This is a genomic window from Pirellulales bacterium (assembly GCA_035939775.1).
Taxonomy (GTDB): domain Bacteria; phylum Planctomycetota; class Planctomycetia; order Pirellulales; family DATAWG01; genus DASZFO01.
The window spans coordinates 1-23929 of record DASZFO010000380.1; the positions used below are offsets into that span (position 1 = coordinate 1).

A 23929-nucleotide genomic window follows, 5' to 3' on the forward strand; every position below is an offset into this window, starting at 1 on the left:
AATTATGCGCCGGCGTCGATCTAGTGCTCGACGGGACCGATAATTTCGAGACCCGGTTTCTCGTGAACGAAGCGGCGCTCAAGCGCAGATTGCCGTGGGTCTACGGCGGAGCGATCGGGGCCTCGGGACAGACGATGACGATCTTGCCCGGCGAAACGCCCTGCCTGCGATGCCTCATTTCAGAGTCTCCGCCGCCGGGGACAATGCCGACTTGCGACACAGCCGGCGTGCTGGGGCCGATCATCGGAGTCGTCGCATCGATTCAGGCTTGCGAGGCGATCAAGATCCTGAGCGGCAACCGCGCCGCGACGAGCCGCTCCCTGACGGTGATCGATCTCTGGGAGAACCGCATCCGGCATGTCGGTCTCGATCGGCTCCGCGAGCGCGGCTGCCCGACCTGCCGCGACGGAGATTATCCTTGGCTTGCCGGCCGCAGCGGCAGCCAAACGGCCATCCTCTGCGGCCGCAACGCGGTGCAAATCCGTCCCGCCGCCGGAAATATCTCGCTCGAGGCGTTGGCGGAAAAGCTATCCGCAGCGGGCCAGGTGATGCGCAATCCGTACTTGTTGCGACTCGCCGTCGACGATTACCTTCTAACCATCTTCCCCGATGGCCGCGCGATCATCGGCGGCACCGACGACATTTCGACTGCCCGAACACTGTATGCAAAATACGTCGGGCTGTGAGGACGGACGATGGCCGACTACGATTTCGATATCGAAAGTCTCGCTGTCTATTTGCACCTTGCGCCGCCGCAGGTCGCGCGGCTGACAGAGCGCGGGAAGCTGCCGGGCCGCAAGGTGCAGGGGGTTTGGCGATTCTCGCAAGCTGAGATTCACCACTGGCTTGAGAACCGGATCGGGTTGTCCGACGAAGAAGGGCTGACCGAATTGGAAGGCTTCTTGCGCCCCGCTGTTGCCGACGAGGAGGCGCTGCCATCAATCGCCGACTGTCTACCGGTCGAGGCCATTGTCGTGCCTCTCGGTGCGCGCACGCGCGGCTCGGTCGTCAAGGAAATGGTCGACGCGGCCGCCCGCACGGGGCTTGTCTGGGATCCTGCGCGGATGACCGACGCCGTTCAAGCGCGGGAAGAATTGCACTCGACGGCGCTCGAGAACGGCGTGGCGCTGCTACATCCGCGGCGGCCGCTGGCGAGCATCTTGGGTGGGCCAGTGCTCGCCTTCGGCCGAACGGATCGCGGCATCCCCTTCGGCGGCAGCGTGCTAACTGACCTGTTTTTTTTGATCTGTTCGGTGGAAGATCGGGGCCACTTGCAAACGCTGGCCCGGCTCAGTCGTTTGGTTGGCAATGCAGAGTTCTTGACCGACCTTCGCGCCGCGGCCGATGCGCTGGCTGTGCATGAATTGCTCGAACGAGCTGAAGAGGGACTGCCGGAGAGTGGCAAGTGACAAGTGGCGAGTGGCAGGCGGGAATGTAGGGCGTACTGTGCATGCCGAATCCAGCGGGATGTTATGATCGTCGTGGTTCCGGCACGCACAGCATGCCCCACGTCGCATGGAGGACACTAGATGGATCGCACGGCTGTGTTGTTCATCGGCGACGCCGATTGGGCGGAGTTCCGCGAGGTGCGTAGCTGGCTTGAAGCGCACGCGGAGCTGCGTACCGCCGCGGAAATCCAAGGCGCGATCGAGTCGCTGCACGGCGGCTTCGATCCGGCTTTGATCGCCTTGGCCGATAGATGGCCGGGCGAGTTTCCTGAGCGCCAGGTGGACGGATTGCGGCGGATGGCGCCGCTGGCACGGATCAGCGAGGTCCTGGGAAGTTGGTGCGAGGGACAGACCTGTTCGGGCGAGCCGCTCGCCGGAACGCTGCGGCATTACTGGCATCAATGGATTGCCCGCATGGCCCCCGAGTTTGCCCGCGCGGCGGCGGGCGAATGTCCCGTCTGGGGATTGGCACCGACGGCGACCGACGAGGACCGGTTGCTCGCGCTGCCCGGAGTTCTGCTCCCTCTACCTCTGGGAGAGGGGACCTCGCATGCGAGTCGGCGGCGCGATCGGCCGAATTCGGCGCACATCTCTAATCGAGGCCTGCTCGCAATTCACACCCGTAACGCGGAAACCGCCTCGGCGCTCTGCGACGCAGCAGCTCGCCGTGGATTTGGCGCGGTGTGGGTTCGCAGCCGGCCGATGCCGTTTATCTCGGGCGTTCGCGCCGCGATCTGGGAAGCTACCCGCGGAACGCTGGACGAAGCTCGCGAGCTTGCCGCGTGGCGATCGGCGCTGGGGGGCGTTCCGCTGGTAGCGCTCTTGGATTTTCCACGCCTCGAGGATCGCGATCTCGCTCGTGCGGCCGGAGCGACGCTCATCGTATCCAAACCGTTCTGGCTCGACGATCTCTTCGGCCAAATCGAGCGAATGTGACCCCGACGGCGAATACCCTCACGCGCCATACTTCGCCAGGCGTCCAGCATTTGCCAGCGCGAGCGGCATGAGATACTTGGCCTCGAATTGTCCGAGGCCGCCCCGCAGTGCATCGCGTTCGCCGAATTTCGTCGAGCCGTCCGAGCGGCAGCAGTCGGAGACCAATAGCGTCGGCACGGGATGCCAACTGTGGCTCTTCAAGAAGCTCGGCGTGCTATGGTCGCCGGTTACGATGAGCACAGTCGGGCCGAGGGCCGAGATGCCCGGCATGGCCGCATCGAGTTCTTCGATCCGCTTCACTTTGGCGGCGAAGTTGCCATCCTCGCCAGTCGAATCGGTGTACTTGTAATGGAGGAAGAAGAAATCGAACGAGTCCCAGTTTTCCTTGAGAACCGCTACTTGCTCGGCGAGCGTTTGGGCCTGCCCGACGATCTGCATCCCGACCAGTCTGGCCAGCCCCTTGTACATCGGATAGACGGCGATCGCGGCCGCTCGCAGGCCATAGACCTCCTCGTAACTCGGCAACGCCGGCTTGGCGGAGAAACCGCGGAGCGTCACGCCATTGGCCTTCTTCTCGCTCGCCAGCAGCCTGCGGGCCTGGGCGATCAACTGCTTCGCGACCTCGACCGTTTTCTCGCTGCCCGGTTTGGCCGCGACCGGATCGAGCGGCGGCACGCCAGTCGCCTGCGGATCGGTGTCATGCACGTCGCCACCGAGTCCCGCTGCTCGGAGCACAACCACGAACCGATGCTCCTTGACCGGCTCGACGAACACCTCGACCCCCTGAATCTTCACTTCGCGCAAACGGATCGCCAACGGCTTGCTTTCCTCGGACGAAATCCGTCCGGCGCGGCGATCGGTGATCCGCCCCTCGGCATCGAGCGTGCAGAAATTGCCGCGGATCGCCACGTCGTGCGGGCCAAGATCGAAGCCGATCCCGGTGGCCTCGAGCGCCCCGCGGCCGATCACATACTTCAGCGGATCGTAACCGAACAGTCCCAAATGCCCCGGCCCGCTGCCGGGCGCGATCCCCGGCTTGACCGGAATGCTCAGCCCCAGCACGCCGCGCGCGGCCAGCGCATCGAGATTCGGCGTTTGGGCCGTCTCCAACTCCGTCAATCCGCCCGGCTGCATCGGCAACCCGCCAAGCCCATCGGCCACGATCATCACGATCTTGGAATCGTTCTTATGCTGCAACTCGCGGGTCAGTTCGTGCATGTCCATAATCCGTCTCCGCTTTCCTAATCTGCGTCAATCTGCGAAATCGGTGGATGAACTTCGCGGACATCAGCGACGGACACGTTCCGCGATCCAAAGTTTACGGTTTTTTCACGGCGCTGTCAGGGGGCTGCTGCCGCGATACGCGCACGACGACATCGTCGCCCGGCGGATTGGAAGCGTCGTCGCGCCCGTTTTCGTCGGTTCCATTCGGGCCGACGCTGTAGAGCAAGTAATCGCGATCGGTTGATTGGTAATGCAAATCGTCATCGGAGAAAATGTCCTTCGGTATCTCGGAGACGTACTTGGGTGCGAGATCGGCGAGTTTTGGTGGGAATCGGCCATGGTCGGCACGGTAAGCACCAAGTGCGAACGCGACATATACCAAGTCGATACTCTGTCGATCCTTGTTCACGGCTTGCACGGCGATTCCGGCCGCAGGAAAGAGCAGTCCCACGGTTTTATCGCCCATCCTTTTCGACGCTTCGCCGTTAGCGACGTCCGCCACTCCGGACGGCGCATTTGCATCTGAGTCCATCTGTCGTAAATCGCGATCGAATGCCGCACAAGCTTCACGGCACCTCAGCCAAGTCGGCTGACTGGCGGCCTCGGCCATTCGATCAAACCATTTATTTCCGCTCCGAAGCGCGTCGTTTGGATCGATGAAGGCGTCAGCCGCGAATAAGTCAAGCTTCTGGAAAAAGCCCGATCGCTTGCCACCCGGCCTGCCCGCCAGCCCTTCCGCGATATTTTGATCAATCGCGGCCACTGCGTCGAGAAATAACAGCCTTTCGGCCCACGTGACTTTCTCGTAGACATTCGGTAACGGAGGCAGATTCTTCAGTTCGGCAGTAAACCGCTGCGCCTGGTCCGCCGTAAGGCTCTCGTTTTCCGCAATCGCAAGATCGACGCGCCTGGCGATTTCGTCCAAGCTTATCGCGACCAACAATTCACAGAACGACGGGCCTTGCCCGACCAGTCGCCCCAAGCGATGGCAAGCCAGCGAATCTTGGAATGCGTCGTCAACCTTCCCGCCGTGAATTCTTAACATCGCTCGCGCGGAGAGCGAGTACGCCAACTCTCGCGAACTCTGTGCGGCCGGCAAGGGTGAACTCATCACGCGAGGTCGCATTTCGCCAGGGACAAGCGGCGAAAAATATCGCGTGCGGCGCGAACACTCGTGAAAGTTTTCGATGTACTTATCGTTCGCTGTGAGCCATGCCGCCAGTTCCGGAAAGTCGGTTTCCGACCAGGGACGCTTCATTGCCTCCTTCCGCTGATTGTCCAGGGCGTCGGACGGAGGATTATAGTAATCTCCATTCTCCGGCAACATCGCCGTCCCCAGCAGACTAAAATACGGATCGCGAATCGTCAGCGGCACGTCTCTCGGACCCAAGGTCTGCCAGAGCAACACGACCGCGTTGTTCTCGGTCGTAACGCCTTTGCGTGCCGCCTCATTAATTGCGGAGACGTAGTCGATGTAGCCATGGCTGTCCAATGGTGCGAGTAGGTACGTCGTTTCCTTCGAGACGATGATTTTGGTGTGCGCGCGTCCGCGTTTTTCGAGAAGATGATCAACAAAGACCAACCCGCAAACGAGCAAGGGCAGTAAAGAGACGATTAACACGATAAGCTTTTTTCGCATTGATCTGTCGCGTAAAGTTTCAAACGATCCGCGCGATAGTAAGCCGCCATTTTCGCCCACGGTGAGCCGCGTGTCGAGTAATAAGTTCGATCCAAAGTCTGCGCCAATTCGGTTTGACCCGGCGGCAGCGTTCGTTTCCGCGGGACTGAGCCGGGACAATCAGGTTGCGCTGGTACCGCGGTTGGAAGCTGCGCGGCGCGAGGTTTTGGCGGAATTGGATCAGGCGCGATCAAAGTCGGCGATTGGCGCGGAAGGGCAGGGGGGCGCGGCGGAGATTATCGATTTGCCGGAGCGGATGCTTGGTGATTATCGGCAGCGGCGCGGCAAGAGCGAGTTGGGGCGGATATTGGCAACCGCGAAACGGCTGCGGGAGACGGTGGATCGCGTAGTAACCGTTGGGAGCGAGAGCGATTGTCTGGCAGCTCGCGCGTTGTTCGAGGCTTGCTGCCATCCGTATCACAATGAGCAAGGGCGCGGTGACCGCGGCGGGCGGCCGCGGATTTATTTTGCGGGGAGCGAGTTCGACAACGATGCGCTGCAAGGGTTGCTCGACTTGCTCGGGCACGGCAGGACGGCTTCGACGATCGACGATCGATGGGGTGTGATCGCGATCGGGGCGGACGGTCCGGCAACTGAATTAGCCGTACGACCGGCGGAAGTTTCCACCGACGAGCCGGGCGGCGTCAGCCCCCGGACTGCGGCAACTGAACCAATCGCGCGACCGGTGGGGCAGATTGGAAACGCGGAGGACGCGGAGATCGCGGAGAACCTGGAGGCGAGTGCAACTCTGAAAGTGCTTCTCGATGCGCTGCGGCAATCGTGCGGCGGCGAGGATGAGGCGCAGGCGCGGCTGTTCGTGCCGGTGAGCAGGGCAGGGGGGCCGGCGGTTTTTTCGGCAGTTGGCCTGTTGCCCGGTTCGGTGATGGGATTGGACGTTGTGCGGCTTCTGGAAGGAGCGGCCGCGATGAACGAGCGATTTCGGACCGCGCCGATCGGTGACAACCCGCCGCTCGACTTCGCGATGGTTGGCCAGTTGATGCGAAATGCTCACGGGACGGCGGCGAGGCGGTTCGCCATGTGGGGCAGGGGGCTGATGACGCTCGTTACATGGTGCGAGCGGATGCGCGAATCTCGAATCTCGGATTTCAAACCTCAGATTTCAGATTTCAAATCGGAGATTCACGGATTGAGAATCAACCTTGTAGTCGAATCGGTGCGCCGCGATCGAATCGTCGTCGGCGCGACCCAGCATGACGACGATCAGGTCGACAATCTCGCTGGAAAGACGCTGCCCGAATTAAACGCGGCGGCAATTCAAGCGGCCAAGGCGGCCGACAAAGCCGCCGGCCGACCGAGCGTAGATATCCGACTCCCCGCGCTTGATGAGGGCGCGCTCGGCCAGTTATTCCAAATGCTGATACTGACTACCGCGATCGAGCGACGCTTAGCGGGCGTTCAAGAGCGCGCGCCATTATCGGGCCGCGGTTGAACGTCGCGCGGGCGGACTTGGATTTCGTCGCCGACCACGCGCGTCTCGAAGCTGTCGATCTTGATCCGCGGGTTGTCGCACCAGGTGCCGTCGGCCACCTTGAATCGCCAAGCGTGCCACGGACAGGTCACGACTCCTTCATCGACCTCGCCCGCTCCGAGCGAGGCGCCCATGTGCGGGCACAGATCGTCAATGGCGAAATACTCGCCACCGGAGTTGAAAACCGCCACCAGCCGATCGCCGAGCACGACCGTGATGCCTTGGCCTTCCGGGATCGATCCGGTTTTGGCAACGGTGGTGAATTCAGATGACAAGGTGGCCGGGTGACAGGTGACAAGGTGACCGACGCGGGCGTCATATTCTATTCAGCGATGGTTGCTAGCGGCCAGGGGGCCGTTATCCTCTGTCCTTTGGCCACCGCATTCGGCATACTATGGTGATGTTAAATTCACAACTCAAAGAACGCATCACCAGCCGCACCTTGCCGCGCGTGCAGACGCCGGCTCAGTACGTCGGTGGTGAGTTGAACATGGTCCGCAAGGACCATCGCGCCGTGCGCGGCAAGCTCTGTTTGGCGTTTCCCGATACTTATTCGATCGGGATGAGCCATCACGGGCTGCAAGTGCTCTATACGCTGATGAACAATCGGGCCGATTGGGTCTGCGAGCGGGCGTTCACGCCGTGGGACGATATGGAGCGAGCGCTCCGTGAAGCCGGCCTGCCGCTTTACAGCCTCGAGACGTTCACGCCCCTTTCGGATTTCGACATCTTCGGTTTCACGCTTCAATACGAAATCTGCACGAGCAACATCCTCACGATGCTCGACCTGGGCGGCATCCCGCTCCGCGGCGCCGAGCGGACGATGGAGCATCCGCTGGTGATCGCCGGCGGGCCCTGCGCCCAGAACCCCGAGCCGCTCGCCCCGTTCATCGATCTGTTTGTCACGGGTGACGGCGAGCCGAGCTTGCCGCTCTTATGCGACGAGTGGCTGCGATTGAAAGACGAATGCCGTGCAAGTGGCGGCTTCGCTCGTGGCGAGGCGGGCGCACGGCAGCGAGAAGAGATGTTGGCCCAAATGGCCGCGCGGCTGCCGTTTGCGTATGTGCCGCGTTTTTACGAGCCGGAATACTATGCCGACGGCCGGCTAGCGGCGCTGAACCGAACGCGGTCCGACGTGCCCGAGACGATCGAGCCTTCGATCATCGGCGATTTCGACGGGACGCCGCTGCCGGCCGCGCCGATCGTGCCGTTTGTCGAATGCGTTCATGACCGGATCGCGATCGAGATTATGCGCGGCTGCCCGTGGCAATGCCGCTTTTGCCAGAGCACGGTGATCAAGCGGCCGCTGCGGGTGCGTGAGGTCGAGACGATCGTCAAGGCAGCGCTTGAGGCGCATCGCAATACGGGCTTCAACGAGGTTTCGCTCCTTTCACTTTCGACGAGCGATTATCCGAATTTCGAGCAGCTCATCCGGCGGATGCAGGAAGTGTTCCGGCCGCTGGGGGTGAGCATTTCGGTGCCGAGCCTCCGCGTGAACGAGATCTTGAAGAGCGTTGCCGCCCTGATCGGCACCGATCGACATTCGAGCCTCACGCTGGCCCCCGAAGTCGCCCGCGACGACATGCGGGAGCAAATTCGCAAGAAAATCAAGAACGAGGACCTTTACGAAGGATGCCGCGAGGCGTTTGCCAACGGGTTCGACAAGGTGAAGCTCTATTTCCTCTGCGGGCTGCCGGGAGAGCGCGAGGTCGATCTCGACGGCATCGTCGACATGGCCGAGACGATCGCCCAGATCGGCCGCGAAGTCCGTGGACGGTTCCCCAAGGTGACGGCGAGCGTTTCGAACTTCGTACCCAAGGCCCACACTCCCTATCAATGGAACGGGATGCAGACTCGCGAGTATTTCCATTGGGCCCATCAGCACATGCGGCGGCGGCTGAAGATTCGCAGCGTGCAGTTGAAATGCCATCCGGTCGAGACGAGCTTGCTCGAAGGCTTGCTCAGCCGCGGCGATCGGCGACTGGCCGACGTGGTCGAGCTGGCCTGGCGACGCGGGGCGCGGCTCGATAGCTGGGCCGAGCGGCTTGATGCGGATTTGTGGTGGAAAGCGCTGGCCGATGTGGGGCAGGGGAGGGCAGGGATGGATTTCGCATCGCTCGTGCATCGCGCGTCGCCGATTGGGGATCGCTTGCCCTGGGACCACATCAATGTGAAGAAAGGGCGGACGTATTTGGAGAAAGAGCAGCTTCGCGCGGTCGTGCAACTCGAGGCGATGGCCGGGGCGGTGTGAGCAATGCCGGCATTTCGCCTTTTGGCCCTCGACATCGACGGTACGCTGATCAATAGCCGCGAGGAACTCACGCCGGCCACGCGGGAAGCGATTCGGCGGGCGCGGCAGGCCGAGATTCAAGTGGTGCTCGCCACTGGCCGGCGCTATAGTCGATCACTCCAATTCGTCGACCGTCTCGAACTCGATCTGCCGCTGGTGACGGCCAGTGGGGCGCTCGTCAAACGGCCACTCGATCATCAGACGCTCTATCGCGCCGAGTTTCACCCCGCAGCGCTTCGCGGCACGCTCGCGCATTTAATGCGATCCGGTTACGACGCCGTGCTTTATACCGATAGCTATGCCGAAGGGTTCGATTTCTACTGTCCGCGACTGGAAGTGGAGCAAGCGGAATTGGCGGAGTTTTATCGACTCAATCCGGAATGTGGCCGTGTCCTGCCCGAACTGATGACCGCGCCTCCCGCCGCCGTTTTCGCCGGCTTCGCAATGGGAACGAAATCGCAAATGCTTCGCGTGGCCGACGAATTGCAGGCCAAGTGGAACGAAGACCTGACGATCCACGTGCTCCGTAGCCCGCGATATACGGGCTTCATGTGCGAGATCGCCCCGGCGGGCGTGAGCAAATGGTCTGGCGTGCTGCACGTGGCCGAGCAAAGCGGAATCGCCCGCGAGGAAATCTGTGCCGTCGGCGATGACGTGAACGACATTCCGATGATCCTCGGCGCCGGCTTAGGCGTGGCGATGGGCAATGCCTTGGACGAAGTCAAGGCAGCAGCCGACCGAGTGGCGCCGGGGCACGACAGCGATGGGCTGGTGGCCGTGGTCGATTGGCTGCTGTTAGACTAGAGACAGGATAAGTCTCTCAATGGAAATGCGCAAAGCTCATCAACTCTCAGCAGCGGCGCTGTTACTGGCCGCGATAACCGCCACCGCTCGCGCGGCCGACCCGTCGCTAGCCGATGCGCAGCGACTATTTCTCAGAGGCGCGTACGCCGAGGCTGGTGAGATGTTCGGCCAATTGGCGGAGAAGGAGCCGGCGGCGGTGGTTGGAGCCGCTCGCTGCCTATCGTCCGTCGGTAAGACGGACGAGGCGGTGACGCTCCTTGAAGCAGCAGCGAAAAAGCGTAACGCAAACGGCGAGATTCATGCCGAGTTGGCCCGATTGGCCTTGGAGCGAGGGGATTACAGGGAAGCCGAAGATCGGGCGCTCTTCACGATTTGCGGGTGGCCCAATGAGATGCCTGCCGCCGCCCAAGCGAAATGGACCCTTGCGGAACTGCGTTGTCGCGAAGGTCGGCTCGATGAGGCTCAGAGAATCTACAAGCGGCTCGTGGATTTCCACAATTCTGCGGATGAGATCAAGGACCCAGACGCGCTGCGGTACATTGGCTTGTGCGCCGCTCAATACGCCCGCTGGACTCGGCAGAGCGACCAATTCCATTTTCTTGTCAACGAACTGTATCCCGACATTCTCAAGCTCGACAAAGACTATTGGCCGGTCCATTACGAGGCGGGGCTGCTCTATTTGGAGAAGTTCAATCAGGCCGACGCTGCCGCAGAATTCAAAGCGGCGTTGGCGATCAATCCGCAGGCGGCCGAAGTCCACGCCGCCCTCGCCAGCCTCGCTTTGCAGAATTTCGAACTGTCCGAGGCGCACGCATCGATCAAGCGAGCGCTGGAAATCAATCCGCGGCTCCTCTGGGCGCGGCAGCTTCAGGCCGATGTGCAACTTGCCAATTTCGAGCCGGCGGAAGCAGTCGAATCACTCAAGGAAACGCTCAAGCTCAATCCGCTCGACGAGCGAACGCTCGGCCGGCTCGCGGCTGCGTACGCCGGAATGGACGGCGTGCCCGAGAAAGTCGCCGGCACTCGGCTCGGCCGGCTGATCGACGAAGTTTCCACCCACAATCCGCACGCCGGAGAGTTCTTCACGGCGCTGGCCGACGGGCTGGATCGACTCAGCCGCTATCCGGACGCCGCCCGTTTCTATCGCGCGGCGATCGAGCACATGCCGCAGCTTGTCGCTCCGCGCGGGCAATTGGGGCTGGTCACCATGAGACTCGGCAATGAGATCGAGGCCGACAAGCTGCTCCGCGAATCGTTCGATATCGACCCGTTCAATGTCCGCGTGAGCAACACGCTCAAGGTACTCGACGTGCTTGCCGGCTACGCCACGATCGAGACGGACCATTTCGTCATCAAGTTCGACCGCGCTCAGGACGAATTCCTGGCGCACAATGCGGCGAAATACCTCGAAGGCGAGGTCTATCCGCAGTTGGTCAAGAAATTCGGTTTTCAGCCCGAGGGGAAGTCGCTGTTCGAGATTTTCAGCCGCGCGAAGAATACTAACGGACACGGCTGGTTCAGCGCTCGGATGGTCGGCCTGCCGTACATTGGCACGGTCGGGGCCTGCGCCGGGCGAATGGTGGCCATGCAATCGCCGAACGACGGGCCGCACAAGTTCAATTGGGCGCGTGTGCTGCGGCATGAATTCGTGCACGTCGTGAACCTCCAGCAAACGAACTTCAACATCCCGCATTGGTTCACGGAGGCCCTGGCGGTGCAGAACGAGGGCTTTCCGCGGCCGCCGCAGTGGGATAGTCTGCTCGTCGATCGGATGGCGAAAGGAAAGCTCTACAACCTCGAAACAATCGACTCGGGGTTCATTCGTCCGAAATCGAGCGACGACTGGGCGATGGCCTATTGCCAGGCGGAGTTGTATGCCGACTACATGCTCGACCGCTTCGGGCCCGACGCACTGGCCAAGATGCTCGCCGGCTATTCCGACAATGTGAACACGCGCACTGCCATCCGCCGTTCGTTCGGATTCGAGCCGGCCGATTTCGAGAAGGGATACGTCGAGTATCTGAAAAAGATTGTCGCGGGCATTGGGCAAAGCCGGCGAGGCGTCCAGTCGCTCAAGGCACTCGCGCGGGAGTATCTGAAGGCGGGCGAAGATCAGAAGCTATTCAACGTGCTCGTCAAGCTGGTGGAATTGGATCCCGACGATTTGCCGATGCGGAAGAAGCTGGCGCAATTGGCTCTCGCGGAGAAAAACTACGATTCAGCCGCCTGCTGGGCCAAACAAAGCCTGTTTATCGACGTACAAGATGTGGATTCGCACGAGACGCTTGCCGAGGCGCTGCTCGGTCGGCAAGAATATGCAGCCGCCGTGGAAGAACTCGAAGCGGCGGTCAAGCTGGAGCCGAAGACCCTCAGCCTGCAACTCTCCCTGGCCGACGCATACGTCCGCGCCGGTCAAACTGAAAAGGGCAGGGGAGCGCTCAACGCGATCCTGGCAGTGGACGCAAACTTTCCCGGCGCCGCCGAAATGTTGGAGAAACTGAAACCGTGAGCGGCGCATCATTCGGCGATTCTGCCCCTGGAAGCGCAGCGCGCGGCGACTCGCCGCATGCCTTCACGCTGTCGAGCTTTCAGCAATTGATCCGCGACATGTACCTGAAAAAGGACCTCGCTCGCGGCGTGGACGGCACCTTCATGTGGCTGATCGAAGAGGTCGGCGAGTTGGCCGGGGCACTGCGCAGCGGCACCCACGAAGAGCGGCTCGGCGAATTCGCCGACGTGCTCGCCTGGCTGGCCACGATCGCCAATGTCGTCGGAGTCGATCTGAGCGAAGCCGTCGCTCTAAAGTACGGCACGGGCTGCCCCGGCTGTGGCCAATTGGTCTGCACCTGCGCCGATGCGGAGAAGCCATGAACTCGCCGGTTGTGGCGTCCGTCGGCCAGTAGTGGGTGAATCTTGTGTGCAGGCCATACCAACGCGTAAATACATTAAGCGGACTTGCCCGGCCCCCATTCATCGCGCCGCACCCCAAAGCTCTCCTCGGCTGAAGCGTAAGCCTCGGCGAGTGTCTCGTGCCACGTGTCTGCAACATACACGCGGTCGGACGAATAGTAGACCAGCAGATAATTGCCCGCCCCGTCGTCCGTGATGTCGAATCCGAACGGCAGTTGCTTGGCCTCGGCATCAGTTGGGTCTGCACCCCGCCAGCCACTATGGGGCCAGCCGGTGATCCTCGTTGGTCGATCCCGAATTGACGCGAATACTTTCATGGCACTTCGGCTGCGGCGGTTAAGGTGCCCCACGGCGTGACGCCGATCAGCAGTGTCGGCAGGCTGAATCGGAAGCGGCTGGGAGTCATTTTAGGATCCCATACAACTCCGAGCCGCCTGAACACACAGACACTTAAACCTCACCCCCCTCTATAAGACTGCCCGATGGCCGCTTGAGTTGCTGCGGTCCGTTTTCGCCGGTAGAATTTGAGGGTACTCGTGGTCAATGCGTCTCCGATCCCGTGCCATCCGATTGCGATTCTGAGAGATTCTAGAAATGATAACGATCACTTTTCCCGACCGCGAAACTGAGAAGCGTGCGTTGGCGTTCTTGATCGGCCGCTTTTCCGGCCGCGCGAATCGCGCGGGCGACCATTTCGTGCCCGAGGCGGCGCTGGAAGCGTTAGCCGACCAGAATATCCCATTTACTGTCAAGGGCAAGACAACCTATGAGCAACAGGTGGCGGCGGTACGAGGTGATGCTTCCGCTCCGATTCAATGACGGCCGCGAAGTGCCGGGCGAATGGTGGGCCGAGGCGTTCATCGAAGTGGTGGAGCATTTCGGGGCCGGCAGTTATGAAACACAAGTGGTTGAAGGGCGTTGAAGACAAAGCGGCGTGACGTATCGTGACGATTTGACGCGACTTGTGGTGGACGTCCCAGACACCGCCGTGAACCGAGCCTGGGTTCGTGAGTTCAAAGAGCGGTGGAAGATCCGGCTCGAACAACTCGAACTTTGGGTAGTGAGTTATCGGATTGAAATCGAATGAGTGCGAGACCGCGAAATGGAAATATGCGCCTCGCTGCTCCACATCTGATGTTCACGTTGTTGGCGGTGACATCGCAAATATCACTTGCGCGAGCCGCCGAGCCCGCGCCGGCAACGATTGAATCCATTCGCGTCGGATTCGCTGGGCACTACAAAGTCGGCTTTTGGACGCCGATTGAGGTGATCCTCTCGGCTGGCTCTCAGGGCATTCATGGCGATCTCGAGGTCGTCGTTCCCGACGGCGATGGGGCGCCGACGCGAGTCGTCGAGCGCGGAGTTTCGCTGAAGGCGGGTGAAAAAAAGGGGACGCGACTCTTTATCAAACCCGGTCGGCCGCACGCGCCGATCGTGGTCGCGCTGCGGGCGACTGAATACGGCGCGGCCATAGCCGAGCGGACGTTTTCGGGTGATGAAGTGCCGGCGGCGCTCGGGTCGAAGAGCAAATCAGGCGCGGCCAAGCTGATTCTCGAGCTGGGATCACCACTGCAACTGGGCCCCTCGGTCCGCTTTAGCGAGGAGGGAGACCCCGAGGACACAGCGGTCGTTTATCTCGATGATCCGAACCAATGGCCCGACCGTTGGTTCGCCTACGACGGCGTCGATCTCATCGTGATGACGACCGGAAAGGCAGGGGTTTTCCATGGGCTTTCCGCGGCAACGCTCGACGCGCTCGGGCGCTGGCTGCGACTGGGAGGGCGGATGCTGATCTCGGTGGGCGCCAATGGGTCCGATCTGCTGACCACCGGAAAGCCGCTCGCGCGCTTCGCGCCCGGGAAGTTTATCACGACGATCCAACGACGACCGTTCGCCGCGCTGGAGAATTTCGCCGGCACGTCGGCGCCGTTGGCGGCCGAGGAAGGCGGCGATCACGCAACGATCGACGTTGCAAAGTTGGAAGCCATTCGTGGCGAAGTCGAGGCTTCGGACGATATTCCCCTCGTGGTGCGATCGGGAGTTGGCTTTGGCTTGTCGACTTTCGTGGCGGTCGATCTCGATGAGCCGCCAATTAGTCGCTGGAAGGCGCGGTCCGAGTTCCTTGACGCGCTGCTCGGGCGATCGTCGGGCGGCTCGTCGGCGCCGGCGGCACGAGAACCGAGAGGGCAGGGGATGCAGTACGGTTATGACGATCTAATCGGGCAGCTTCGTGCCGCACTCGATCAGTTTCCCAATGTGCAACTGGTTCCGTTTTGGCTGGTGGCCTCGCTGGCGGTCGGATATGTGCTTCTGCTCTTCCCGCTCGATTATCTCCTGGGCGTCAAGCTGTTGGGGCGCCATTCGCCCGGCGGCGCGACGTGGCCTTGGATTCGACTAGGAATCATTGTCGGATCGGTTTCACTTGGCGCTTGCCTGCTTGGATCGCGCTGGAAAGGGGATCGGCCGCACGGCAGCGAAGCGGACGTGCTCGACGTCGATGTCGAAACCGGATTGGCTCGCGGCAACAGTTGGCTCAGCGTCTACAGCCCTTCAAGCCAAACCTATTCCCTCGATCTTCGCCCGAGCTGGCCTGGTCCGCACGGCGAGCCCGTCGAAACACAATTGAGCTGGCTCGGCTTGCCCGGCAACGGGCTGGGCGGAATGAATTCGCCGCCGACGGAGTTGCCGCTGTTCACTCAGCCGTATCAACTTTCGCCCAGATCCGGCGCCCTCGGGCCGGTGCCACTGGCCACCTGGTCGAGCAAATGCTTTGCCGCCCGCTGGACCTCGCCAGGCAATTGGATCGTCACGGGCGATCTTCACGAGAACGCTGATCGGCAGTTAACTGGCACAATTCGGCTGGCCGAGAGTGCCGCCAATCCATTCGAGCTGACCCATTGCGTTCTGTTCTACGACCGGTGGGCTTACGTGTTCGATTCGTTTTCCGCCGCCAAGCCGATTGATGTCGAACGGCTCGATCCGCGCACCGCCGAGACCTACCTCACCGAACGCCACGTCGTCAACGAAAAGGACCAGACCAATCCCTACGATCGCAATAGCTTGGATCGCGCGCGGATCCTTCAAATCATGATGTTCTACAAGATGGCTGGAGGGCGGAAGTACGCGGGGCTTTTGAATCGAAATCAGCACGAATTGGATTTCAGCGACGAACTGGCGCTGGGGCGGGCCGTGCTGGTGGGGTTCGGTCCGCCGGCGGCAGTGCTAAGCGTCGACGGCCAGCCGCTCCCGCACGATTCCTCCGCCGAGCACCTCGCGATCTACCGCTTCCTATTGCCCGTACAGAAAGTGATGCCGGCGCAGACTCTGGGCGAGCGATTAAATCCGTAACTGCCGTCCGCGCTCCGCCGGCGCGTCTCGGCTAAACAGACTTGCTCCGGCCTCCGACCTCCGGCTTCCCCCGATGATTGAAACTCGCGATCTGACGAAAAAATACGGCGAGCTGTTCGCCGTCAAGTCGCTCGACATCAAGCTCGAGCCGGGGGACGTGTTCGGCTTCATCGGACCCAACGGGGCCGGCAAGACCACGGCGATGAAGATTCTGGCCACGCTCTTGAACCCCACCTGGGGCGAGGCCTACATCTGCGGCAACTCGATCTACACGCGGCCGAAAGAGATTCGCCGGCTGATTGGCTTCATGCCCGATTTCTTCGGCGTCTACGACGACATGAAGGTGATCGAGTATCTGGAGTTCTTTGCCGCCGCCTATCGCATCAGCGGCCCAAAGCGGCGAAAGATTTGCAACGAGGTGCTCGATCTGGTGGGACTGGACTACAAGCGCGACGCGCTGGCCACGAGTCTCTCGCGCGGCATGACGCAAAGGCTCGGGCTGGCCCGCGTGTTGCTGCATGATCCGCAAGTGCTCCTGCTCGACGAGCCGGCCAGCGGGCTCGATCCGCGGGTGCGGATCGAGATTCGCCGAGTGATCAAGCACCTCGGTCAGTCGGGCAAGACGATCATGGTCTCCAGCCACATCTTGCCCGAGCTGGCCGACATGTGCAATAAGATCGGGATCATCGAAAAGGGAGAACTGTTGGTGAACGCGGACGTGGGCGAGGTGATGAAGCTAGTCCGCCGCCAGGTGGTGCTGCAAATCTCGATCGCGGGCGACCAGCAGCCCGCCGCCCGCTTGCTCGAGCAACATCCGCACGTCCAGCAGATCGAGCTGCGCGACGGCCTGGTTTCCGTCACTCTTCGCGAAGGAATCACGGACTACAGCGATTTCGCCGGCTTGTTGATCTCCGCCGGGCACAAGCTGACACTCTTGCGCGAAGACGAATTGAACCTTGAGACCGCCTTCATGGCGCTTACCAAGGGAATCACGGCCTAGTTTTGCCCATATCCCCCAATCCGCATACCCCGAACCGTGGGCGATACGCTAGAATTCGATGTGGAGCGATCGTGGCTCCGAACAGAGGCAAGCGGCCTATTTCTCAAAGGAAACGAACCATGCAGTTACGCTGGATTTTAGGATTTGCAATAGCGTTGTCGACGATCGCGGGAGTGACCAAGGCTCAGCAGCCCCAAAGGTCCGGACCAGCCGATACGGCGGCACCTTCTGGCGGCGCGGACAGCACCGCCCCGAAAACTGGCAAAGAACGTTCCAGTTACGCTGTCGGCATCGATATTGGCCGCGGTCTGAAGGCTCAGGGCCTGGAAGTCGATGCCAATTCGCTGGTCAGGGGACTCACCGACGCCTTGGGGGGAAGCAAGCCGATGCTCTCCGACAAGGAATTGGCCGCGGCGATGGCCGACCTTCAGAAGACGGCCACCGCGCGGGCACAAGAAATGATGACAAGGCTGGCCGAGAGGAATAAGAAAGACGGCGATGCCTTTCTCGCCGACAACAAAAAGAAGGAAGGGGTGAAGACGCTCCCCAGCGGACTTCAGTACAAAGTGGTCAAGGAAGGGAACGGGGCGACGCCGCGAAAGACCGACATCGTCACGACGCATTATCGGGGCACTTTCCTCGACGGCACCGAGTTCGACAGCTCCTATCGCCGCAACGAGCCGGCCAAGTTTCCCGTCAATCGCGTAATCAAAGGCTGGACGGAAGCGTTGCAGTTGATGAAGGTCGGAGATAAGTGGCAGCTATTCATCCCGTCGGATTTGGCCTACGGCGAACAAGGGATGGGCCAAGACATCCCGCCGAATGCCACGCTGATCTTCGACATCGAATTGTTGGACGTGAAGCCAGCCGCCGCCAACGGGGAGACATTGCCCGGACAGAACCAATGAAAAAAGTAGAAAGTAGACCGCCGATTGACGCTCGCGTGGGCATGGCACCCGTGCGTTGGCCTTTCGTTCTTGCCGTCGCGGCTGCCATCGCGTTGCCGCCGAATCTCTCGCGCGCGCAAGTCAAGCCGACGGCCAAGCTTTCCAAGCAGGGATTGGAGGAAGCCCGTAACCGGATGGTCGATGAGGAGGTGATTGCCGCGGGGGTCAAGGATCCACGCGTAGTGCAGTCGATGCGGGCGACGCCGCGGCACGAGTTCGTTACCCAATCGCAATGGCCGCTGGCCTATTACGACATGTCGTTGCCGATCGGCGACGGGCAGACGATCTCGCCCCCCGTGATCGTGGCCTATATGACCGAGCAGCTCGATCCCCAGCCAAACGACAAAGTGCTTGAAATCGGCACTGGCAGCGGCTATCAGGCGGCGGTGCTCAGCCCGTTGGTCAAGGACGTCTACTCGATCGAGATAGTCGAGCGACTCGGCAAGCATGCCGAGGCGACGCTCAAGCGGCTCAAATACGCGAACGTTCACACCAAGATCGGCGACGGCTATCTCGGTTGGCCCGATCAAGCCCCTTTCGACAAGATCATCGTCACTTGCTCTCCGGAAAAGGTGCCGCAGGCGCTAGTCGATCAACTCAAGGAAGGGGGCCGGATGCTCGTTCCGGTCGGCGAGCGATACGAGCAGGTGCTGTATCTGTTCAAGAAGGAGGAGGGCAAGCTCAAATCAGAAGCGCTGCTTCCGACGCTCTTTGTTCCGATGACCGGCAAGGCGGAAGATCAGCGGCAGGTGAAGCCCGATCCGCTTCATCCGAAGCTCGTCAACGGCAGCTTCGAGGAAATCACGGGAACGGCCGGGGAGCCGGTCGGCTGGTATTACTGCCGGCAAATGAAGGTCGTGACCGACAAAGCCGCCCCCGACGGCCAGCGCTACGTGACTTTCTCGAACACAGAGCCAGGACGCGGCTGCCGAGCTATGCAAGGTTTTGCGATCGACGGTCGCCAGGTTCGCGAGATCGAGGTTTCGAGCATGGTCCGCGGCAGAAACATTCGCTATGGACCGTCGCGAGAAAACGATCAGCCGCAGGTATCCGTCACTTATTACGACGAGAATCGCAAAATCCTGGGGCGCGATTTCATCGGCGATTTCCCCGCCAATTTCGGGTGGCAGAAGAAACAGGCTCGATTCAAGGTGCCGGCCGCGGCGCGCGAGGCGCTCATCCACATCGGCCTCTTAGGGGCGACGGGGGAAGTCTCCTACGACGATGTTCAGCTCCACGCGATCAGTAGCGCCAAATGAAGCGCGCGGGCTGACGAAAGAGGTAGGATGTGTCAAGCGAAGCGCCGACGCACCGATGTTGACCGCGCAATCGAGCCCACGGTGCCTCTGCGCGGAGGACCGCTTGACACACCCTGACGAAGTGAATTCGCTTCTGACGGTTCCGTTCATGGTTCATTGATATCCGGGCCGCGAGCCGACGTTGACCACTAACCCCAGCCCGAGCGCATTGGCGATCAACCCCGATCCACCATAGCTGATGAGCGGCAGGGGCAACCCGGTAATTGGAAAAAGTCCAGCGAGCATCCCGGTGTTGACTGCCGCCTGGAACGCGATCATCGCCATCACTCCCACCACGAGGAGCCGGCCGAACGCTTCTCGTGTCTCTTGCGCGATTGCCAGTCCGCGCCAAACCAATAGAAAGTAGAGCAGGAGAACGATTCCGCAGCCGATGATCCCATATCGTTCGCCAAGCACGCTGAAGATCGAGTCGGTGTGCGGTTCGGGAACCCGGCGGTCGATCGCTGCGTCGTCCACGTCGGTTTCAATCGCGCTTCCCCGCCAGCCCCCCAACGCAAACATCCGCTTTGCCTGATGCAGATGATAGCCGGCCGGGGTCGGCGACTGCCGGGGGAGGTTCTGTTCCCAAAGCGCCGTCACCCGCGACCGCTGATCGCCGCTCATTTGCGACCAGAGCGCAGGAATCGTTGCCACGCCGAGCAAGATAATGGCAACCAGATGCGGCAGCCGCGCACCGGCCGCAAGCGTCATGGCCAGCAGCACCGGCACGAAGACGAGCGAAGTTCCTAGATCGGGTTCTTTGAGAATCAGCCACAGCGGCACGAGCGTCATCGCCAGCGGCGCGACCAGACCGCTAAACTGCCGACCCGTGTCGCGATACGCCAAATAGCGCGCCAGCGCCACCACGAACGCGATCTTCGCGAACTCGGATGGCTGGAATCCAACGCCGCCGGCGCGAATCCAGCGATGAGCGCCGTTAACCGGCGCGAAAAAGTAAACTGCGGTCAGGAGCAAAAGCATCGTGACGAACCCAGCATAGCTCCAGCGACTTGCCAGCCGATAGTTCGGGACCGCCACAGCGAACATGACCGTTAGCGCCAGGATTGACCAGACCGTCTGATGGCATACGGTTCCCGGCGCCACTTCGGCGATTTCTTCGCAGCGGGCGACCCCAAGCCAGCCGCACGCCATAATCAAGCCAGCCACGAGTGGAATTGCCCACGGGATCCGTCGCCAGGAAACCATTGCTAACCAGGGTGTTTGAGCCGTAAATCAAGAAACGATCGCGGCGACCGGTCGTGCGGATTATAGGAGCGCAAGCGAGCGGGCCCAATCGCAATCGCTTATGACGCTTGAGATTGCGCCGTGCTAGTCAAAGTTTATGTAGAATTTCCAGACTTTCCCTGCGGAAAAAAACCCCCAAACTACTTGAATTAAGAAAAGTCCTCTGTATCTTTGCTTGTAGGCCCGTGGGACTATGGATTCCGTTTTACCTTTACAGGGGGAGCGAGACACGATGTTGCGACTGAAACTGACAAAGTGGCTGGTTGGATTTGCGGTATTGGCCGGCACGCTCGCGCTGGGCGCGGGCCGGGCCGATGCTCATCTCCACCATGGAAGTTGGGGATCCTGCGGTTCGTCTGGCGGAAGCTGGGGATCGCACGGCTCCTGGGGAAGTTGCGGTAGCTGCGGGTACGTAGTGTCGTGCTATTCGAGCGGCGGTAGCTGGGGATCCAGCGGCGGCAGTTGGGGATCGAGTGGCGGAAGCTGGGGATCAAGCGGCGGTAGTTGGGGATCGAGCGGCGGCAGTTGGGGATCAAGCGGCGGCGTCTATTACTCCGCTCCGGCCGCTCCAGATTCGGCACCGATGGCTCCCACGCCTCCGATGGGCCCTGGCGCTCCGGTGGCGCCCAAGCCCCCCACTCCTGGCAGCACCTACGCTCAGCCTGATGCCGGCTATCTCTTGGTAAGTGTTCCCACCGACGCCAAAGTGTTCGTCAACGGCCATGCGACCACTAGCACTGGCGCAGAACGGCAGTATGTTTCACGCGGGCTGGAAGACGGTCAGCGTTACTCGTATGAAGTGCGAGCCGAGATCATCCGCGATGGCAAGACGGTGACCGAAACGAAGATCGCTCAATTGACGGCCGGCGGCATGGCTAACGTGTCGTTCTCATTCGCGGGTGCTCCGCAGACTGCTTCGACCAAAGCCCCGCGGACCGCGCTGAAAGTGAATGTGCCGTCCGATGCGAAAGTGTTCCTATCGGGCAAGGAGACTAGTTCGACCGGTCCGGTTCGTGAGTTCAGCACGACGGCGCTGGCCGATGGTTCGACTTGGGACAACTACACGGTCCGTGTCGTGAGCCAGGGCGAGACTAAGGAACAAACAATCTCGTTGAAGGCCGGCGAAAGCCGCGAATTGAGTTTCGATTTTGGCGCGTCCGAAGTCGCTTCGGCCCGCTAGATTTCGCGAGAGCGACTTCGTAGACAACTTGACAGTTTGGACCACCCTCGCGCAGGATGTCTGCGCGAGGGTGTTTTCATTTGGCGAACATTGAAATGCTGAGGACGCGGACAGCGCTGCGACGATAGCGGACGTCGATCCTCGGCACCATGAAAACCCTTGTGCCGGTTTTGCAGCTTTCGACAACCATTTGGCCGCGCACAATCCGGGTCATTCGGCGTACCGGCGGCCGTCGATAAAGTGTATTGATGGGGACGCCCTCACCAATCCGATCCCAGCCAGAAAAGCGTTCGACCACGCAATCGGCGCGCACACAGGATGCGGATCCGTCTCCGGTAGCACGCGATCCCAATGCCAAATCAGGACTGGCGCCACGGGCCGCCGACGAATCGCTCAAGGCATCGTGGCCGCCCGCGGTGCGCGGCATCGTGAGCGCGCTCGTCCTGTTTCATTTGACGGCCGCGATCGTGGCCGCGTTGGTCGCGGCGCCTCCCTATAGTGAATTGTCGTTGGAGGCGGCCCGCATCTTTCGCCCCTATGTGAATGCCGCCGACCTAAACCACGGCTATCGCTTTTTTGCCCCCGATCCGGGTCCGAGCCACCTCGTGCGATATCATCTGGAATTCGCGGATGGATCGAAACGCGACGGCAAGTTTCCCGATCTCGATCAAGAGCGCCCGCGGCTGCTGTATCACCGCTACTTCATGCTCAGCGAGCACCTTTTCGGCCTCTACGGCGCGTGGCAGCAACTCCTGGAAAACAGTCGAGGGGATGTGCCATTGGCAGAGCGCCAAGAGATGAATAAAGCTGCCCGCGATGCAGAAGCGCTTTACCGAGCGTTTGCCAAATCCTACGCCGATGAACTTTTGCGCCGCAACGGCGCGAAGCGAGTTACGCTGGAACTCGTCGAGCACGTCATCCCACGTCCCGATGACGTGGCCGCGGGACGGCAGCGGCTCGATGACCCGGCGCTCTTTAGCGTCAAGGACAAGCTGGGGCCATTCAGTGAGGGTGGAGCGCTCGAGGAACTGCAGCCGTGAAACTGCTCGCCGATTATTTCCGCGACTTATTCCGCGCCACGGTCGCCGGCTGGGACCGCTTCTGGTTCATGCCCGCCGATCCGGCCACGCTGGGCCTGATTCGCATCCTCGCCGGAAGCATGCTCTTCTACACGCATCTGATCTGGTCGCTCGATCTGGAATCGTTTTTTGGCAATCGCGGCTGGTTGTCGCCGGACGTGCTCGGACGGATGCCGGAACGAGTCGGCGCATGGACTTACTTCGATTGGATTCATGCGAGCGGCACCCTCTGGACTGCGCACATCGCGGCACTCATGGTGTTCGCAATGTTGACCGTCGGCTTGTTCAGCCGCACGATGTCAGTGCTTGCCTATCTGATCACCGTCTCGTACGCCAACCGAGTTCCGCTGGCGTGGTTTGGCCTCGACGACATCAATGCGCTGTTGGCGATGTATCTGATGGTCGGTCCCAGCGGGGCGGCCTTTTCGCTGGATCGTCTCTGGGCGCGGGGCAGGGCAGGGCCGCCGCTAGCAGTCCAGCCGAGCGTCGGGGCCAACTTGGCGATTCGGCTGATTCAGATCCACATGTGCATCGTGTATCTGTTTTCGGCAATGGGTAAGCTTACGGGGGAGAGTTGGTGGGCAGGATCGGCGATCTGGCTCTCGGTTGGGAATCTCGAATATCAGTCGCTCGACATGACATGGCTGGCCGGTCATCTCCTCTTGGTCAATTTCCTGACGCATGCGACCGTCTTTTGGGAACTCTCGTATTGTGTGCTCGTCTGGCCGCGGCTGTTGCGGCCGCTGGTGATCGCGATGGCGGTGCCGATCCATCTGGGAATCGCCGTTGCGCTCGGCATGCCAACCTTCGGCCTGGTGATGCTGATCGGCAACGCCGCCTTTATCTCACCGGCGCTCGTCCGCAAGCTCCTCGATCGCCGAACGGAGCAGGGCAGGGGAGGGGAGGCGGTTGAATTGGAACCCGTGTCCGCGTGAGTCGCGGACTCGACCCCGGAATCGCTTCGGCTTATACTGAAAAACCGTTCGGTTGCAGATACTCTCACGAATCGAACGGCGTTTTCGGTGGTTGATTAGAGTCATTCAGGGAGCGCAC

General features: G+C 61.2%; 23 protein-coding genes. 17 read left to right on the forward strand and 6 right to left on the reverse strand.

All coding sequences use genetic code 11. The features are described 5' to 3' along the window. From VGY55_25165 to VGY55_25175, 3 genes are all read left to right on the forward strand, one after another. On the forward strand, nucleotides 1-686 hold a 686-nt coding region (locus VGY55_25165; GenBank protein ID HEV2973282.1), incomplete at its 5' end, for a ThiF family adenylyltransferase. Nucleotides 687-695: 9 nt separating this feature from the next. Beyond that, nucleotides 696-1409: a PTS sugar transporter subunit IIA gene (locus tag VGY55_25170; protein HEV2973283.1), complete on the forward strand. Its 714-nt coding sequence runs from the start codon at nucleotides 696-698 to the stop codon at nucleotides 1407-1409. Between the two features lie 120 nt (nucleotides 1410-1529). Beyond that, nucleotides 1530-2384 carry a hypothetical protein gene (locus VGY55_25175; protein HEV2973284.1) on the forward strand — a complete coding sequence of 285 codons (855 nt, stop codon included), beginning with the start codon at nucleotides 1530-1532 and terminating at the stop codon, nucleotides 2382-2384. Nucleotides 2385-2402: 18 nt separating this feature from the next. Here the strand turns inward: VGY55_25175 and VGY55_25180 are convergent, their stop codons facing one another. Continuing rightward, entirely contained in the window at nucleotides 2403-3608 is a 1206-nt protein-coding gene (locus VGY55_25180; protein ID HEV2973285.1) for a 2,3-bisphosphoglycerate-independent phosphoglycerate mutase, read from the reverse strand. Nucleotides 3609-3702: 94 nt separating this feature from the next. Further along, nucleotides 3703-5247 carry a hypothetical protein gene (locus VGY55_25185; protein ID HEV2973286.1) on the reverse strand — a complete coding sequence of 515 codons (1545 nt, stop codon included), beginning with the start codon at nucleotides 5245-5247 and terminating at the stop codon, nucleotides 3703-3705. Nucleotides 5248-5317: 70 nt separating this feature from the next. On the opposite strand from VGY55_25185, the gene VGY55_25190 reads away from it, so the two are divergent. Then, nucleotides 5318-6736, forward strand: a complete 1419-nt coding sequence (locus tag VGY55_25190) for a hypothetical protein (protein HEV2973287.1) — start codon at nucleotides 5318-5320, stop codon at nucleotides 6734-6736. Here VGY55_25190 and VGY55_25195 read toward each other — a convergent pair. Beyond that, nucleotides 6703-7050, reverse strand: coding sequence for a Rieske 2Fe-2S domain-containing protein (locus tag VGY55_25195; protein HEV2973288.1), 348 nt, complete (start codon nucleotides 7048-7050; stop codon nucleotides 6703-6705). The genes VGY55_25190 and VGY55_25195 overlap by 34 nt on opposite strands. A 125-nt stretch (nucleotides 7051-7175) precedes the next feature. Here VGY55_25195 and VGY55_25200 point away from each other — a divergent pair, with 125 nt between their 5' ends. The 4 genes from VGY55_25200 (at nucleotide 7176) to VGY55_25215 (ending at nucleotide 12740) form a co-directional block, all read left to right on the forward strand. Continuing rightward, entirely contained in the window at nucleotides 7176-9026 is a 1851-nt protein-coding gene (locus VGY55_25200; protein ID HEV2973289.1) for a TIGR03960 family B12-binding radical SAM protein, read from the forward strand. 3 nt (nucleotides 9027-9029) lie between these two features. Then, nucleotides 9030-9869 (forward strand): Cof-type HAD-IIB family hydrolase, encoded by an 840-nt coding sequence (locus tag VGY55_25205; protein ID HEV2973290.1) that lies wholly within the window; start codon nucleotides 9030-9032, stop codon nucleotides 9867-9869. A gap of 19 nt (nucleotides 9870-9888) precedes the next feature. Next, nucleotides 9889-12378: a tetratricopeptide repeat protein gene (locus tag VGY55_25210; protein ID HEV2973291.1), complete on the forward strand. Its 2490-nt coding sequence runs from the start codon at nucleotides 9889-9891 to the stop codon at nucleotides 12376-12378. Between the two features lie 98 nt (nucleotides 12379-12476). After that, the gene (locus tag VGY55_25215) at nucleotides 12477-12740 is read left to right on the forward strand and encodes a MazG nucleotide pyrophosphohydrolase domain-containing protein (protein HEV2973292.1); all 264 of its coding nucleotides are present in this window, start codon (nucleotides 12477-12479) and stop codon (nucleotides 12738-12740) included. 74 nt (nucleotides 12741-12814) lie between these two features. On the opposite strand, the gene VGY55_25220 is transcribed toward VGY55_25215, so the two are convergent. Beyond that, complete coding sequence (locus VGY55_25220; GenBank protein ID HEV2973293.1) at nucleotides 12815-13096, reverse strand: hypothetical protein; 282 nt, start codon at nucleotides 13094-13096, stop codon at nucleotides 12815-12817. A 277-nt stretch (nucleotides 13097-13373) separates the two neighbouring features. On the opposite strand from VGY55_25220, the gene VGY55_25225 reads away from it, so the two are divergent. The 6 genes from VGY55_25225 to VGY55_25250 all read left to right on the forward strand — a co-directional run bounded on the left by VGY55_25225 (nucleotide 13374) and on the right by VGY55_25250 (nucleotide 19333). Next, entirely contained in the window at nucleotides 13374-13598 is a 225-nt protein-coding gene (locus VGY55_25225) for a hypothetical protein (GenBank protein ID HEV2973294.1), read from the forward strand. Next, nucleotides 13576-13701 carry a hypothetical protein gene (locus VGY55_25230; protein ID HEV2973295.1) on the forward strand — a complete coding sequence of 42 codons (126 nt, stop codon included), beginning with the start codon at nucleotides 13576-13578 and terminating at the stop codon, nucleotides 13699-13701. The genes VGY55_25225 and VGY55_25230 overlap by 23 nt, the downstream gene beginning before the upstream one ends. 212 nt (nucleotides 13702-13913) lie before the next feature. Continuing rightward, nucleotides 13914-16127, forward strand: a complete 2214-nt coding sequence (locus VGY55_25235; protein ID HEV2973296.1) for a hypothetical protein — start codon at nucleotides 13914-13916, stop codon at nucleotides 16125-16127. 73 nt (nucleotides 16128-16200) lie between these two features. Beyond that, complete coding sequence (locus tag VGY55_25240; GenBank protein HEV2973297.1) at nucleotides 16201-17127, forward strand: ABC transporter ATP-binding protein; 927 nt, start codon at nucleotides 16201-16203, stop codon at nucleotides 17125-17127. A 119-nt stretch (nucleotides 17128-17246) separates the two neighbouring features. Continuing rightward, complete coding sequence (locus VGY55_25245) at nucleotides 17247-18035, forward strand: FKBP-type peptidyl-prolyl cis-trans isomerase (GenBank protein HEV2973298.1); 789 nt, start codon at nucleotides 17247-17249, stop codon at nucleotides 18033-18035. Nucleotides 18036-18076: 41 nt separating this feature from the next. After that, a complete protein-coding gene (locus tag VGY55_25250) occupies nucleotides 18077-19333 on the forward strand; it encodes a protein-L-isoaspartate(D-aspartate) O-methyltransferase (protein HEV2973299.1) in 1257 nt (418 codons plus the stop codon). Between the two features lie 153 nt (nucleotides 19334-19486). Here the strand turns inward: VGY55_25250 and VGY55_25255 are convergent, their stop codons facing one another. Continuing rightward, nucleotides 19487-20539 (reverse strand): FtsW/RodA/SpoVE family cell cycle protein, encoded by a 1053-nt coding sequence (locus tag VGY55_25255; protein HEV2973300.1) that lies wholly within the window; start codon nucleotides 20537-20539, stop codon nucleotides 19487-19489. A 310-nt stretch (nucleotides 20540-20849) separates the two neighbouring features. Between VGY55_25255 and VGY55_25260 the strand changes: the two genes are divergently transcribed. Further along, entirely contained in the window at nucleotides 20850-21797 is a 948-nt protein-coding gene (locus VGY55_25260; protein ID HEV2973301.1) for a TIGR03000 domain-containing protein, read from the forward strand. Between the two features lie 76 nt (nucleotides 21798-21873). Here VGY55_25260 and VGY55_25265 read toward each other — a convergent pair whose 3' ends face one another. Next, nucleotides 21874-22224: a hypothetical protein gene (locus tag VGY55_25265; protein HEV2973302.1), complete on the reverse strand. Its 351-nt coding sequence runs from the start codon at nucleotides 22222-22224 to the stop codon at nucleotides 21874-21876. A 1-nt stretch (nucleotide 22225) separates the two neighbouring features. Here VGY55_25265 and VGY55_25270 point away from each other — a divergent pair, with 1 nt between their 5' ends. Together VGY55_25270 and VGY55_25275 are read left to right on the forward strand one after the other, a co-directional pair. After that, entirely contained in the window at nucleotides 22226-22837 is a 612-nt protein-coding gene (locus tag VGY55_25270) for a hypothetical protein (GenBank protein HEV2973303.1), read from the forward strand. Further along, on the forward strand, nucleotides 22834-23811 hold the full coding sequence (locus tag VGY55_25275; protein ID HEV2973304.1) for an HTTM domain-containing protein: 978 nt from the start codon (nucleotides 22834-22836) through the stop codon (nucleotides 23809-23811). The genes VGY55_25270 and VGY55_25275 overlap by 4 nt, the downstream gene beginning before the upstream one ends. The last annotated feature ends 118 nt before the right edge of the window (nucleotides 23812-23929 follow it).